General features: G+C 56.5%; 11 protein-coding genes and 1 tRNA gene. 7 read left to right on the top strand and 5 right to left on the bottom strand.

The features are described from left to right. The first annotated feature begins 14 nt into the window (after nt 1-14). Nucleotides 15-875: a cytochrome c1 gene (locus HUO14_RS08380; RefSeq protein WP_176279389.1), complete on the top strand. Its 861-nt coding sequence runs from the start codon at nt 15-17 to the stop codon at nt 873-875. Between the two features lie 66 nt (nt 876-941). Here the strand turns inward: HUO14_RS08380 and HUO14_RS08375 are convergent, their stop codons facing one another. Further along, the gene (locus HUO14_RS08375) at nt 942-2,411 is read right to left on the bottom strand and encodes a glycerol kinase GlpK (protein ID WP_176279551.1); all 1,470 of its coding nucleotides are present in this window, start codon (nt 2,409-2,411) and stop codon (nt 942-944) included. A 129-nt stretch (nt 2,412-2,540) separates the two neighbouring features. Between HUO14_RS08375 and glpD the strand changes: the two genes are divergently transcribed. From glpD to HUO14_RS08350, 5 genes are all read left to right on the top strand, one after another. Further along, the gene (gene glpD / locus HUO14_RS08370) at nt 2,541-4,034 is read left to right on the top strand and encodes a glycerol-3-phosphate dehydrogenase (protein WP_246255362.1); all 1,494 of its coding nucleotides are present in this window, start codon (nt 2,541-2,543) and stop codon (nt 4,032-4,034) included. Between the two features lie 69 nt (nt 4,035-4,103). Continuing rightward, a tRNA-Gly gene (locus HUO14_RS08365) sits at nt 4,104-4,177 on the top strand. Between the two features lie 1,576 nt (nt 4,178-5,753). After that, nucleotides 5,754-6,359, top strand: coding sequence for a CREC-EF hand family protein (locus tag HUO14_RS08360; protein WP_176279387.1), 606 nt, complete (start codon nt 5,754-5,756; stop codon nt 6,357-6,359). A gap of 107 nt (nt 6,360-6,466) precedes the next feature. Next, nucleotides 6,467-7,186 (top strand): response regulator, encoded by a 720-nt coding sequence (locus HUO14_RS08355; protein ID WP_176279386.1) that lies wholly within the window; start codon nt 6,467-6,469, stop codon nt 7,184-7,186. Further along, complete coding sequence (locus HUO14_RS08350; protein ID WP_176279385.1) at nt 7,183-8,583, top strand: ATP-binding protein; 1,401 nt, start codon at nt 7,183-7,185, stop codon at nt 8,581-8,583. Before HUO14_RS08355 ends, HUO14_RS08350 begins: the two co-directional genes overlap by 4 nt. Nucleotides 8,584-8,626: 43 nt before the next feature. On the opposite strand, the gene HUO14_RS08345 is transcribed toward HUO14_RS08350, so the two are convergent. Next, nucleotides 8,627-8,872 carry an Ntn hydrolase family protein gene (locus HUO14_RS08345; protein ID WP_176279384.1) on the bottom strand — a complete coding sequence of 82 codons (246 nt, stop codon included), beginning with the start codon at nt 8,870-8,872 and terminating at the stop codon, nt 8,627-8,629. Beyond that, nucleotides 8,869-10,257, bottom strand: coding sequence for a M28 family peptidase (locus tag HUO14_RS08340; protein WP_176279383.1), 1,389 nt, complete (start codon nt 10,255-10,257; stop codon nt 8,869-8,871). The genes HUO14_RS08345 and HUO14_RS08340 overlap by 4 nt, the downstream gene beginning before the upstream one ends. A 197-nt stretch (nt 10,258-10,454) precedes the next feature. Here HUO14_RS08340 and ettA point away from each other — a divergent pair, with 197 nt between their 5' ends. Further along, nucleotides 10,455-12,134 (top strand): energy-dependent translational throttle protein EttA, encoded by a 1,680-nt coding sequence (gene ettA / locus HUO14_RS08335; protein WP_176279382.1) that lies wholly within the window; start codon nt 10,455-10,457, stop codon nt 12,132-12,134. A gap of 78 nt (nt 12,135-12,212) precedes the next feature. Here the strand turns inward: ettA and HUO14_RS08330 are convergent, their stop codons facing one another. Then, a complete protein-coding gene (locus HUO14_RS08330; RefSeq protein WP_176279381.1) occupies nt 12,213-12,800 on the bottom strand; it encodes a Uma2 family endonuclease in 588 nt (195 codons plus the stop codon). 21 nt (nt 12,801-12,821) lie between these two features. Further along, entirely contained in the window at nt 12,822-14,300 is a 1,479-nt protein-coding gene (gene putP / locus HUO14_RS08325; protein WP_176279380.1) for a sodium/proline symporter PutP, read from the bottom strand. Between the last annotated feature and the right edge of the window lie 50 nt (nt 14,301-14,350).

Here is a 14,350-nt window from a genome sequence, read left to right as displayed (position 1 = left end):
AGGGACCCGTCGCAATGGTAAGAATTATCGGAATCTTGATTGGCTTGTTTTTCTCAGGCTGGCTCTTGGTCTCATTTGGAATGGGGGCAAAAGAATATATCACGAACCCGCCGGTCGAAACTGCGGAACATGCGTTTCACAAGGAAGCGAAGGACGTCTCTTTCACGTCCGACGGACCGCTGGGCAAATTTGATCGCCAGCAATTGCAGCGCGGTTTCCAGGTCTACAAGGAAGTCTGTGCCGCCTGTCACTCCCTTCGTCTGGTTGCCTTCCGCAATCTGGAAGAAATCGGCTATAATGAAGACGAAGTTAAGGCCATTGCAGCCAACTGGCCGATCCAGACTCCTGACGTCGATCCGGCGACTGGCGAAATGTCGACCCGTGCTTCGGTTGCCGCTGACAAGCTGCCCAAGCCATTTGCCAATGACGTGGCCGCGGGCGCAGCCAACAACAATGCCATCCCACCAGACCTGTCCCTGATCACCAAGGCACGGGAAGGCGGAGCACCATATATCTATTCCCTGTTGACGGGCTATCAGGCTCCGCCAGCGGACCTGCCAAAGGCAAACCAGCCTGGTCCGGGATTGCATTATAATCCTTATTTCGCAAACCTGAACCTGGCGATGGCACCACCATTGGCCGCCGCCGATATGGTCAGCTATTCCGATGGCACCAAGGCAAGCATCGACCAGATGGCGAAGGATGTTTCCGCTTTCCTGATCTGGAGCGCGGAACCCAAGCTGGAAGAACGCCATCAGGCTGGCTGGGCCGTTCTTGCCTTCCTGCTGATCGCGACGATCCTGGCATATCTTTCCTACCGGACGATCTGGGCGGATGTGAAAGCCGAGAAGAAAAAGAAGTCGGCTGAAGCTTAGGGTCGTTAATCTACAGTTTTTAGAAAAAGCCCGCTTCGAGCGGGCTTTTTTGTGCCTGGACGATGGTTAGCTGGCCAAAGCGGAACTGATAGCCCGTTGCCATCCGGCAAGCCTGCTGGTCCTTGTAGCGGGGTCGATATCAGGCTCGTGCACATCCAGACCCGATATCATTACCGAAGCCGCTTCGAGCGAGGGATATAGGCCCGCCCCGACCGCCGCGAGCATCGCTGCTCCCAGCGCCGTGGTCTCGAAAAACTCGGGCCGCTCCACCGTAATGTCGAGGATATTCGCCAGATCCTGAACCATCCAGTCGTTGGCGACCATACCGCCGTCGATCCTCAGGCCTTGCCAGTCGACGCCATCGGCGGAAAAGGCGGTCTTCAGATCGTGGCATTGATAGGCCATCGATTCCAGCGCAGCGCGGGCGATATGGGCTTTTTTCGACGAAAAACTGAGGCCGGAAATCGTTGCGGTTGCTTCTGCCCGCCAATGGGGAGCGCCGAGCCCCGATAGTGCGGGAACAAGATAGACCCCGCCATTATCGTCGACCGAACGCGCCAGCTCTTCGCTCTCGCCGGCATATTTGAGCAAGCCGACATCGTCGCGCAGCCATTGCATCAGGCTCCCGGCGACGAATACCGATCCCTCGAGCGCGTAGATACGTTTGCCCTGATGCTGATAGAGGATGGTTGACAGCAGGCGATTTTCCGAGCGGGGCGGCGTGTCTCCGCTGTTGGTCAATATGAAGGCGCCGGTCCCGAAAGTCGCCTTGGTCTGGCCGATCTCCAGACAGGCCTGGCCGATGGTTGCGGCTTGCTGGTCACCGGCAGAACCGCAAATGGCGATCGGACCGCCGAAGAGATCGACAGCGGTGGTTCCCAGATCTCCGGCACAGTCGACAATCCGCGGCAGGGCCTGTTTGGGAATATCGAACAGCGCGAGCAATTCGTCGTCCCAGTCATCGCCATCCAGCGCCATCAGCATGGTTCTGCTGGCATTGCTGGCGTCGGTAACATGCTGACCGCCGGTCAGCCGGTAGATGAGATAGGATTCGATCGTGCCGAACGCGAGATTGTCTCCGGCTTTGCGGACCTGTGGCCAGTTTTCCAGCATCCAGCCGATTTTGCTGCCCGAGAAATAGGGGTCGAGCAGCAATCCCGTCTTTTCCTGAACCATCGGCTCAAGACCGTCCGCCTTGAGAGCGTCGCATTTGCCCGCCGTTCGCCGGTCCTGCCAGACGATCGCTCGGGCAAGTGGCTCGCCGCTCCTTTTGTCCCAGGCCACAACGGTCTCGCGCTGGTTGGTGATCCCGATCGCCGTGATCTTGTCGGCACCGCCGGCCTTCTCGATCATTTTCTGGCAGCAGCTCAGGGTTTTTTCCCATATTTCTGCGGCGTCATGTTCGACCAGGCCGGGTGCTGGATAATATTGCTGCAACGCCTCCTGCTGTGAGCCCTGCAATTTTCCGTCGACGCCAAACAGCATCGCTCTTGTCGATGTCGTGCCCTCGTCGATCACCAAGATATGCTGTCCCACCATCGTCCGCTCCCTTATTCCCGGCCACGCTATAAGCTGGCTTGCAAAAGGCAAGAAAAAGCCAGTCGATGGCTCACTATGTTGCGATGCAACATTGCGCAAATCTCAGCTTTCTCTATGACTGTGCCGATGTATGATCTGGCTATCATTGGCGGCGGCATAAATGGCGTCGGAATTGCGCGTGATGCAGCGGGCAGGGGACTGAAGGTCCTGCTGGTCGAGCGCGACGATCTCGCCTCGCACACTTCGTCGGCGAGCACCAAGTTGGTCCACGGCGGACTGCGCTATCTCGAACATTATGAATTCAACCTCGTCCGCAAGGCGCTGAAGGAGCGGGAAGTCCTGCTCCGTGCGGCACCGCATATCATCTGGCCGATGCGCTTCGTTCTGCCGGTGGACAAGGGCATGCGGCCTGCCTGGCTGCTGCGTCTCGGCCTGTTTCTCTACGACCATCTCGGTGGCCGCGAGATATTGCCGGCGACCTCGAGCGTGAACCTGCTGAAGGATCGTCGCGGTGATACATTGCAAAAGCGGCTCAGAAAGGGCTTTGCCTATTCCGACTGCTGGGTCGAGGACGCCCGGCTCGTCTCGCTCACCGCCCGCGATGCCGCCGAGCGTGGCGCCGATATCCGGACCCGGACGGAATGTATCGCTCTGAAGCGCGGTGCCGATCGCTGGAATCTGGATATCCGTCAAAATGGCGCGGTCACCACAGAGCAGGCCAGAGTGCTGGTCAACGCCGCCGGTCCATGGGTAGATCCTGTTACCGCCATGTACGACCAGAGCGGGAATGCCGCAAAGCTCCGTCTGGTCAAGGGCAGCCATATCGTCGTCAAACGGAAATATGAGGGCGACCATAGCTATATTTTCCAGAATCGTGATGGCCGGATCATTTTCGCGATCCCCTATGAAGGCGATTATACGCTGATCGGCACGACCGACCAGCCGTGGAGCTATGCCGAGGGGCCTGCCGAGATCAGCGACAGCGAGATCGATTATCTGTGCGATGCCGCCAGCGAATATTTCGAGAAGCCGGTTGAACGCACTGATATCGTCTGGAACTATTCAGGTGTCCGTCCATTGTTCGACGATCATAGCCGGACAGCAGCCACGGTGACCCGGGACTTCGTATTCGACTATGACAATGATGATGGCGCGCCGGTGCTGTCGATCTTCGGCGGCAAGATAACCACCTATCGGGTGCTCGCCCTGCAAGCGATCCGGACCTTGTCTGAGGAGCTCGATGTTGACGGCGATGACTGGACCAAAGAGGCGCATCTGCCCGGTGGGGATTTTGCACCGAATGGTTTTGACGCGCTGGTCGATCAATATTCCGGCCGGTGGAGCTTTATCGACCGGTTGGTCCTGCATCGCCTGGTCAGAGCCTATGGCACCGATGCCGCATCGATTCTCGAGGATGTGCAAACTGTGGCAGACCTGGGACAGGAATTTGGTGCCGGCCTTTACGAAATCGAGATCCTGTGGCTGATCGATCGCGAGTTTGCCTGTTCGGCGGACGATGTGCTGTGGCGGCGTTCGAAACTGGGCTTGCATATGACCGATGCGGATAAACGGGCGGTCGCACTCTGGTTTGATCAGCGCAGCCGGAAAGCAAAGCCCTAAATCGACCTTTCCTGATTGACGCACCACAAAAGCGGTGGCAATAGCGGGCCATCCGGTCGATCCGGACATGCGGGTGTAGCTCAATGGTAGAGCAGAAGCCTTCCAAGCTTACGACGAGGGTTCGATTCCCTTCACCCGCTCCAATTTTTCTTCCTGACATTGCTGAGGTTACGGCATTAAATCGCTGATTTGAAAGACTTTTCTGTGAGTACAGCGCTATGCATGCTTTAGATAATGATATAGTATCTGATATATTGTCACTAAGTGGCTGAAAATAAGTAATAATGGAATCTAATTGAGTGCGAATTCCGCTGATTCCATTGGATTTTTCGATAATCAGCGATCGAAATTGTGAAGCAATCCCGTGCCTCAGGCCCAAAAAACGTCAATTTCCGACCACATGATCGGAATAGTCGAGATTGGTGACATCGGGAGATATGGGCTGCGCCCGCGACTTTGGAATCAGCCCCGGACTTGATGCCCGCTTGAAACGTTACCCAAAGGTTAGTTTTTCTCCCATATCGCCAAAAACGGGGGATTTATGCGGTTTACACAGACTTCTCCGCAATGAATCGGGGGCGGTGGCCGGCCTGGCCGGCAGGTTGTAGAAGTCAGGCTGGCTCAGGAAGGGACGATTTTGAACAATATCCCTATTGTCTGCGACGACTTTTTGGAAAGCGCAAAGTTCTTGTCATTGGTTGGAGCGCAGAAAATCGGCATCGAATAGCCGCTTCCTGCAAAGCAGAAACTATATAAGAACGTTGATTTTCAGAAGTGTTCAGGCATTTTTTGGGGGTGATTAAAGTTGCAGTTAGCAATTCCGCCCGGGCCAGCCAAAGCGCATCGAATTGCGGGCAATTTCTGATCCGGAAATTTGCTGATTGGCGTTATTTCTGTCTGATTCAGGCGGAATTCGTCCGAACCATAAACTTATGTTTTCTGACAATGGGATTATTGTTTTCGGAAAATAACTATCTTGTATCGATTTTGCGCGGTTCCGGTCGCCAATCGCGCTGCCGACGGGAAAAGAGCTAATCTGGTGGTAATGAATAGTCGCTTTTTGGGTCCAAAAATCAGAACTGACCCACCAGAAACCAATATCAATGAGAACATTGCACTTCATTATTGGCGGATCAGCATCCCGTATCCGCCGATAATTGCGGATACCCGCGCTCACCGCCAGAATGGCCAGGGACTGGCGGGAAGCATAATTTTATTGTTTGCAATCTTTCGCACTTTTCAGCCGATTACAGGGCGCTCTGTAATCACCGGGCAGCGGGTAGAATAGCGCATAATGTTATTGTTCCATGCCTATAAAACGGGCTGAGAATATCGTTGCTGTTTGGTTTCACGGGCTTTCGTGGCCGCGGATAGCAGACGAAAAGGACGGCAGGCTCTAATGGCTGCGCGCCGCTGTCCGATAAGAACAATGTTATTGTTCATCGAGTTATTTGCGGGCCGAACGGGACGGAGAAGCGGCAAAAGTTAATGATATTCCCAATTTCGGGAGCCTTAGCACCCGAAGCCATTGCCGAAATCGCGATTTACGCCAAATCCGTCCAGTGATCTTGCACGCTCATGAACGAAACGCGCCGTCCGATACAATTTGCGACAATTTTTGTCCGTTCTGACAAAGTTCAGCGACAAGTGGCTACTAGAAAGACATTCATGACGGAAAGACAGACCGTCTCCCTGAACTGGAATATGAGGAACATGAATATGAAAAAAGCAATTTTGATTTCGAGCGCTACCGCTTTGTTGATGGCGGGCGGTATTGCCGTTGCCGCTCCGGGTGACCGCGGCATGCGGGCAGACACGAATGGCGATGGTGCGATAAGCCGCGCTGAACTGACCTCGTCGCTCGACGCCCGCTTCGCCAGAATGGATGTTAACGGTGACGGCCAGCTTTCCAAGGCAGATCGTGACGCCAAAAAAGCCGAACGCTTTGCCAAAATGGACAGCAATGGCGATGGTGAATTGACCCAGGCCGAAATGACTGCGGCACGTGATGCGCGCAAGGCCGAACGATTTGCTCGCGCCGATACCGATGGCAACGGCAAGCTGAGCCAGGCGGAAGCCCAGGCAAAGCAGGGCAAGCGCGGCGGTAAGGGCATGCGCGGAAAACGTGGTGGCCGTGGTGGCATGGGAATGATGCGCGCCGCCGATACCAATGGCGATCAGATGATCAGCAAGGCCGAATTCACCGCTGCAGCTCTGGCCCGCTTTGACAAGGCTGATGCCAATAAAGACGGCAAAATCACCAAAGAAGAGCGTCAGGCTGCTCGCAAGGCCCACAAGGGCGAACGGAATAAAAGAGGCGGTTAATCCCTGAACCACTCTTTTCGCGAACGGATCGTCAGCCATCTCCCCCTTCTCCCCCAAATTGGCTGGCGGTCCGTTCCTTTTTGCGTTTCCTGTGATAGGCTGATCCGATGGTGAACAAGACACATATATTGCTGGTCGACGACGAAGCGTCGTTGCGGGAACCTCTCGCGGATTATCTGATCAAACAGGGATACAAGGTACAGCAGGCCGCCGATGCGAGCCTCGCCCGGTCTTTGCTCAATGCTTATGATTTCGACATCATCCTGCTCGACATCATGATGCCGGGTGAAGACGGGCTCAGCCTCTGCCGCTTCGTCACCGACAAAACCGATATCCCGGTGATTTTCATCAGCGCCAAGACCGAAGAGACCGAACGGATTATCGGGCTCGAGCTGGGTGCCGATGATTATGTCACAAAGCCTTTCAGCCCCCGTGAACTGGTCGCGCGGATCAAGGTCATATTGCGCCGCGCTGAGAAAGGTGGCTCGAGCAACAACGGCGCGACCGGGGGAGCCTATCAATTCTCGGGCTGGACCCTAAAATGTGACAAACGCAGCCTGATCGACGCCGATGGCGTGAACGTCTCTCTCTCGACCGGCGAATATCAGATGCTGCTGGCGCTGGTTTCGCGCGCTGGTCAGGTGCTCAATCGCGATCAATTGCTCGACATCACCCAGGGCCGTGAAGCCCACGCTTTCGACCGTGCAGTCGACAACCAGATCAGCCGGCTGCGCCGCAAGATTGAAGCCGATCCCAAAAATCCCGAAATCATCAAGACCGTGTGGGGCGGCGGATATATGCTGGCCGGTGAAGTGAAATCGCTGTGAAGCGCCTGTGGCCCAATAGCCTGGTAGGACAGTTGCTGCTGATCGTCGCGCTGATGCTCCTGGTTGCTCAGGGCGTAAACAGCTTCTTGCTCTATCGCGGGGCGCAGAACCAGAATTTGTTAGAGGCTTCGACGTCGTCGGTGGCCCGCATTGCTTTCGCTCTGGAGCGGCAATCCACGTATCGGCGGGGTGAGGCAGGTGGAGCGAACGGCGGTCGGCGTGGGACGCGACTGAAATATGGCCCCGAAACCGCTGTTACTGAAGATATGAAACGTCTGCCGGAACTCGAAGCGCGGGCGGGGCAGGCTTTTTCCAATATGGGGATAGGATTTTCCGATATTCGCGCGGCGGAAGTCCGGCGGTTGACGCCCGATATGACCGGCCATGTGATCGGATCGAACCGGGGAAAGTGGCGCGACAACCCGATCAATCGATCAATGGGGAGCAGGGCAACCCCTCTGGAAACCAAGGGTTTTGTAATCGTCTCGGCCCGGCGCGACGATGGACAATGGATCAGCGTCGCGTCCGCTGTTCGCGAGCGTAACCCTATGCTGGTCAGGACCTTATTGTTCCAGACGATCATCACCTATCTTCTGATGCTGATCCCGTTGGTTCTTCTAGGGCGCTATATTTCGCGACCGTTGAAGACACTGACCGCAACAGCGCGTTCCTTCCAGCCCGGCAAGACCGAAACGCTGGAAGAGCAGGGGCCTCCGGACACCCGTGAACTGATCCGCGCTTTCAATGATATGAGTGGGCGTGTCAGCAACATGTTGAACGAAAAAAATGTCATGCTCGGAGCCATCGGTCATGATCTGCGGACCCCGCTGGCGGCCCTGAGGGTCCGGATTGAAAATGTCGACGATGATATCGAGCGCGAAAAGATGGTCGACGGAATCGAGGATATGGACCAGATGCTGGACGATATTCTCTCGCTTGCCAGGCTCGGCAGATCGTCGGAGCAGTCAAATCCGGTCGATATCCGGTCGATGATCGAGACTGTGGTCGACGAGTTTACCGATCTCGGCCACCAGGTTCGTTATCAGCGCGGCGAAAAACAGATCGCGACGGTACGGGAGACGCTGATTCGCAGGGCCCTGAGGAATCTGATCGGAAATTCGGTTCTCTACGGCAAGGCTGCGGATATCTCTGTGGAAAAGTCCGGCGATAAGCTGATGATAATCGTTGATGACGATGGCCCGGGTATCCCCGACGAAAAAATCGATGCGATGTTCGAGCCGTTCTTGCGCGGCGAAGAATCCCGCAATCGCGCCACCGGCGGATCGGGACTCGGCCTGACGCTGGCGCGGGCAATTGCCCGGGATCACGGAGGCGATATCGTCCTGACCAACCGGCCAGGCGGCGGTTTGCGAGCCACGCTGTCTTTGCCGGCCTGATCTTGAATGTTTCGGGAATGCCCGGCAGGCAGTAGCCTATCTCTTATTCTTCAGTGCTCTGTGTCGACGGACCCGGCGGAGCGCTCACGCCATCGGCTGCCAGTTGGGAGTCGATATCCTCTGCCAGCGCCTTGACCGCCTCATCCGCCGCTTCTTCGAGAGACTGGGCATCCTCCTCAATCTCTTTCTCCAGTTCCGCAATCGCTTCTTCGCCCTGATCCTCGATCGGGCTTTCGGAGCAGGCTCCCAGCATCAACATCGCTGGTAAAAGGAGTTTGAGGCTCTTCACTTTTTCACCGGCATGGTGAAGTCCGCATCGCTATTCGCGATGATCGACAATACCGTGGTCCAAGCGGCGACATTCTGGCGCACTTGTTCGGGATCGATCTTGTCGAGCGTATCGTCCGGCGTATGATGAAGGTCGAAATAGCGGCTTCCGTCCTGTTGCAGGTCAATGATTGCGAGATTGCCATCTGCGATGATCGGCCCGATATCCGCGCCGCCACCGGCCTGGCCGCCGGAACGACCAATGCCGAGATTCAGCAGATTTGCAGAAATCTCGTCGGCCACTTTTTTTGCTTCATCGGGCAGAGTGAATTCCACTCTCCAGATATTGTCGGCACCGAAATCCGATTCCATCGCAATCGCATGTTTCTTGTCGCGATGGGCATCGCGATAGGCTTTGCCGCCCCATATGCCGACCTCTTCTGCGCCCGCCCATAATAATCTAATAGTTCGAAGTGGTTGTCCGTGATCCTTGATATTCTTTGCAGCAGCGGTGATGATCCCGCAGCCCGCCGCATCATCAAATGCTCCGGTCGCCAGATCCCAGCTGTCGAGATGGCAGGCAATCAAAATCATCGGCAGGCTGGGGTCGCGGCCGACCACTTCGGCGATGACGTTGCCGGATTGCTGCTGACCGATATTCTTGGGGGTCAGCACCAAATTCATCGTCACCGGTTTTCCGGATTTCTGAGCCAGCTTTACCATCCGCTCGAGATTGTCGGCGTCGGGCAGCGACAAGGCCCCCGCCGGGATCGGTTTCACGCCTTCGCCAAAGCCGGTGCTGCCGGTGTGGGGATTGCGATGATTGTCCGTACCGATCGACTTGATGACATAAGCCGATGCGCCTTTTTGTGAAGCGATCGACGGTCCAACCCAGCGAATCGGACCGAAAGCGCTATAGCTGGAGCCATCCTGCGTCCGGTGCATCTCGTGGGTAACAAAGGCGATCTTGCCAGCGAGACTGCCATCGGGAACCGCCTTCATCGCTTCCAGAGAATCGAAATAGGCGATTTCTGCGGTGATCCCCTTTGCGCCGGTGCTGGCGCTATTGCCCAAGGCCGTGACCATCAGCTTTTGCGGGTAGGGCGCTACTACTGCCGCAGTCTCCTCGCCCCGCACCCAGGTCGGCATCATGAACGCTTCGTCGCGGACATTCTCGAACCCCAGGGATTTGAGCTTTTCAACCGACCAGACCCGCGCCCGGGCTTCCTGCTGGGTGCCTGCCTGGCGTGGTCCGACTTCGGTGGTCATGCCTTCGATAATATCATAGGCGACATCATCCTGTAGAGCCTTGGTTTGCAAGGCCTTGACCCCGTGATTGTCAGCGAGAGCAGCAGTGGACAGAATCAGCGCCGAGGCGCCAGCGAGCAGGGTGGTTATGTTTCTCATTACCGCTGCCTAACCCGCCTTTTGCGGTTTGCCAATAGTCTGGGCAATGGTCTCTTGCGACTGGCGGGCGGAATAGCTACATGAACCATCAAACAAGCCCCATTTCCCGTTAATGCTGCGCTTCCTCGAACCCTGGTGCGCCAACAGCGCCCTTCGACTGGCTCCGCATTAATGATATAGACTGAGAAAGAATAAATATGGCCGTCCAATATAGCTATGTCATGAAAGGTCTGACCAAGACCTTTCCCGGTGCCCCCAAGCCGGTGCTCGACAATATCCACCTGCAATTCCTTCCGGGCACGAAGATCGCCATCATCGGCAAAAACGGTGCCGGTAAGTCGACGCTGATGAAGATCATGTCGGGCCAGGATGACGAATTCCAGGGCGAGGCCTGGGCAGGCGAGGGCATTCGTGTCGGCTATCTGGCGCAGGAGCCGCAGCTCGACGAGACCAAGACGGTCAAGGAAAATGTCATGGACGGTGTCCGCGAAGTCGCGGATCTGGTCGCGCGCTTCAACGAAATTTCCAATATCATGGGCGATCCGCCGGAAGACGCGGATTTCGACGCGCTGATGGAGGAAATGGGCGAGCTGCAGGAAAAGATCGACGCCGTCGATGGCTGGACTCTCGACAACCAGCTGGAAATCGCGATGGAAGCGCTGCGCTGCCCCCCTGGGGACAGCCCGGTAACCGATCTCTCCGGTGGCGAGAAGCGTCGCGTCGCGCTTTGCCGGCTGCTGCTCGACAAGCCGGAAATCCTGATGCTCGATGAGCCTACCAACCATCTCGACGCCGAAAGCGTCGCCTGGCTCGAAAAACATCTGATCGATTATGCCGGCAACGTCATTCTCGTCACCCATGACCGCTATTTTCTCGACAATGTCGTCAACTGGGTGCTCGAAATCGACCGCGGCAAGGGCATTCCGTTCGAAGGCAATTATTCCAACTGGCTCGAAGCCAAGTCCAAACGGATGGCGCAGGAAGAGCGCGAGGACAAGAGCCGCCAGAAGGCAATCGACAACGAACTCCAATGGATGCGGCAGAGCCCCAAGGCGCGGCAAACCAAGTCGAAGGCGCGTATCAAGTCATTCGATGATCTGGTCGCTTCGCAGGAAAACCGCGTAGTCGGCAAGGCACAGATACTCATCCAGACGCCGGAGCGGCTCGGCTCCAAGGTGATCGAGGCCAAGGGTCTGACCAAGGCTTATGGCGATAAATTATTGTTCGAGGATCTTGAATTCTCGCTGCCACCCGGCGGTATCGTTGGCATCATTGGCGCCAACGGCGCGGGCAAGACGACCCTGTTCCGGATCATCACCGGACAGGAAACGCCCGACAATGGTTCGCTGGAGCTCGGTGAAACGGTAAAGCTCGGCTATGTCGACCAGAGCCGCGACACGCTCGACCCGGCAAAGAATATCTGGGAAGAAATTTCCGGCGGCCACGATTTCTTCACCTTCGGCAAGAACGAAGTCCAGACGCGCGCCTATGTCGGTGCCTTCAACTTCAAGGGTGTCGATCAGCAGAAGAAGGTCGGCCAGCTCTCCGGCGGTGAACGCAACCGCGTCCATCTCGCCAAGATGCTGAAAGAGGGCGGCAACGTGCTGTTGCTCGATGAGCCAACCAACGATCTCGACGTTGAAACCTTGCGCGCCCTCGAAGACGCGCTCGAAAGCTTCGCCGGCTGCGCCGTGGTCATCTCGCATGACCGCTTCTTCCTCGATCGTCTGGCGACCCATATCCTGGCGTTTGAAGGCGACAGCCATGTCGAATGGTTTGAAGGCAATTTCGAGGCCTATGAAGAGGATAAGCGTCGGAGACTGGGCGACGCGGCGGATCGGCCTACGCGTGTGGCTTACAAGAAATTGACCAGGTAATATGAGTCTCATCTTACCTGACTTGGTTTAACACCCGGAGCCGCTCTCACCACAGTGAGTTGGCCTCTTGGTGTTGGATCAAACCCGGTGTGACGATCCTATGTCCAGCGTAATAGCCAATTGCTCGACTGTTTCGGAATTGACCTGTGCTCCGAACGGCAATTCGCGTTTTTCGCGGTAAACATGGTCCTTCACTGACCACATCTGATGCAATTTGCCGCCTTCCAAATCGACGACCCAATATTCGGCAACGCCTGCCTGAGCATAGATGGCTTGTTTCTTGCCCATATCCATTTTTAACGTGGTGTCTGATATCTCCACTATAAGCGCAACTGATGAAACAGGAATTGCGCCTTCGCCATAGGGTTCCGATGTCAGAATTATATCGGGTTCGGGAGCGTTTCTTGCGTCGAGTTCAACAGTCGCTTCCAGTACGGCCCGCAGGGTTGAACCTATGACTTTTAGCTGGTCCCTGATGGCGTCGTAAAGGTCCATTTTGGCCATGACATGCGGTCGATGTTGTGCGTTCATGGTATAGATTTCTCCATCCAATAACTCGGCTTTGGCACATTCCAGAAAGGTCCCCGATTCACATAACAGGTAAAATTCCTGTGTGGTCAGCAGCGCCTTTTGATGGGAAGTGGGGATGGCATCCTGTGAAGTCATTCCGCGAATATATCACATTGATCAGGCGTTTGAAATATCCTCGGCCGGTTTCCCCGCCAAACTAACCCCGACAATCGCCGCCATCGCCGCGACGAAGCCCGGAATGATCTCGTAAACCCCGGGACCACCCAAAAATGCCTTGTTCCAGCCCATCGCGATCCACAGGATCACCACGCCGGCGCCAACAACCAGGCCAGACACCGCTCCAGCGCCGGTCATCCGCTTCCAGGTCAGCGACAGCAGGATCAGTGGCCCGAACGCGGCGCCGAAGCCGGCCCAGGCGTTGCTTACCAGGCCCAGCACCTTGCTGTCGGGGTCGCGGGCGATATAAATTGCAACCAGCGCGACCAAGGCGACAAACAGTCGCCCGACATTGACGGTCTCCCGCTCGCTGGCGTTCTTGCGCAGGAACAGGCGGTAGAAATCTTCGGTCAGAGAACTGGACGACACCAGCAATTGCGAGCTGATCGTGCTCATGATCGCAGCCAGCAGCGCCGCGAGCAGGAAGCCGGTGATCAAGGGATGAAACAAGGTATTAGCCAGCAGGATGAAGATCGTTTCCGGGTCCTCGAGCGTCAGCCCGTTCATCTCGACATAGGCGCGTCCGGTGATGCCGACGCCGATCGCGCCTAGCAAAGCGACGCCCATCCAGCTCATACCGATATTGCGCGCCGTCGCCACCTGCGGCACCGAGCGGATCGCCATAAAGCGGACGATGATATGCGGCTGACCGAAATAGCCGAGCCCCCAGGTAATCGCCGAGAGAAAACCGATGAACGACAATCCTGCGGTCAGGCTGAGAAAATCGGGATCGATCGCGTTTAATTGGGCGGTTGCCGCGCCGAAACCGCCATCGCTGGTCAGAACCACCAGCGGCATCAGCACCAGCGCCACGACCATGATACAGCCCTGGACAAAATCGGTCAGGCTGACGGCGAGAAAACCGCCAACCATAGTATAGGCCAGTACGACGCCCGCGGTCAGCCATATCCCGGTCATATAATCGCTCATGCCGGTGTCGCCAAACAGGCCGGCAAAGCTGGTCTCGAACAATTTGCCGCCGCCGACCAGGCCCGCTGCGGTATAGACGGCGAAGAACAAAACGATGATGATCGCCGATGTCACCCGCAACGCCAGCGCCTTGTCGGGGAAACGATTGGCGAGAAATTCGGGGATGGTGAGGGCGTTGCCATAGCTTTCTGTCTGCTCGCGCAGACGCGGGGCAACGACGATCCAGTTGACCAGCGCGCCGACAAACAGGCCGATCCCGATCCACACCTCTACGAGTCCCGCCGCATAAAGCGCGCCCGGCAGGCCGAGCAGCAGCCAGCCCGACATATCGGATGCTCCGGCAGACAGCGCTGCCACCGCAGGATGGAGGTTCCGGCCCCCCAGCAAATAGCCTTCGCTACTGTCGGTGGATTTGCGCCAGGCGTAAAATCCGATGGCGAGCATCAGGATGAAATACAGGGCGAGTGAAATCAGGGCTCCGGTTTGCATCAGACGGTCATAACGATTTTGCCGCGCGAGTCACCACCTGCCTTCCGGAA

The sequence above is a fragment of the Parasphingorhabdus flavimaris genome (assembly GCF_013371215.1).
GTDB lineage: Bacteria > Pseudomonadota > Alphaproteobacteria > Sphingomonadales > Sphingomonadaceae > Parasphingorhabdus > Parasphingorhabdus flavimaris.
This window is presented reverse-complemented; position numbering and strand designations above follow the sequence as displayed.

Coding starts and splice junctions, on each gene's coding strand:
- HUO14_RS08360 (WP_176279387.1), top strand. CDS start 5,754: ATGAAAAAAGCAATTTTGATTTCGAGCGCTACCGCTTTGTTGATGGCG.
- HUO14_RS08380 (WP_176279389.1), top strand. CDS start 15: ATGGTAAGAATTATCGGAATCTTGATTGGCTTGTTTTTCTCAGGCTGG.
- HUO14_RS08330 (WP_176279381.1), bottom strand. CDS start 12,800: ATGACTTCACAGGATGCCATCCCCACTTCCCATCAAAAGGCGCTGCTG.
- glpD (WP_246255362.1), top strand. CDS start 2,541: ATGTATGATCTGGCTATCATTGGCGGCGGCATAAATGGCGTCGGAATT.
- putP (WP_176279380.1), bottom strand. CDS start 14,300: ATGCAAACCGGAGCCCTGATTTCACTCGCCCTGTATTTCATCCTGATG.
- HUO14_RS08340 (WP_176279383.1), bottom strand. CDS start 10,257: ATGAGAAACATAACCACCCTGCTCGCTGGCGCCTCGGCGCTGATTCTG.
- ettA (WP_176279382.1), top strand. CDS start 10,455: ATGGCCGTCCAATATAGCTATGTCATGAAAGGTCTGACCAAGACCTTT.
- HUO14_RS08355 (WP_176279386.1), top strand. CDS start 6,467: ATGGTGAACAAGACACATATATTGCTGGTCGACGACGAAGCGTCGTTG.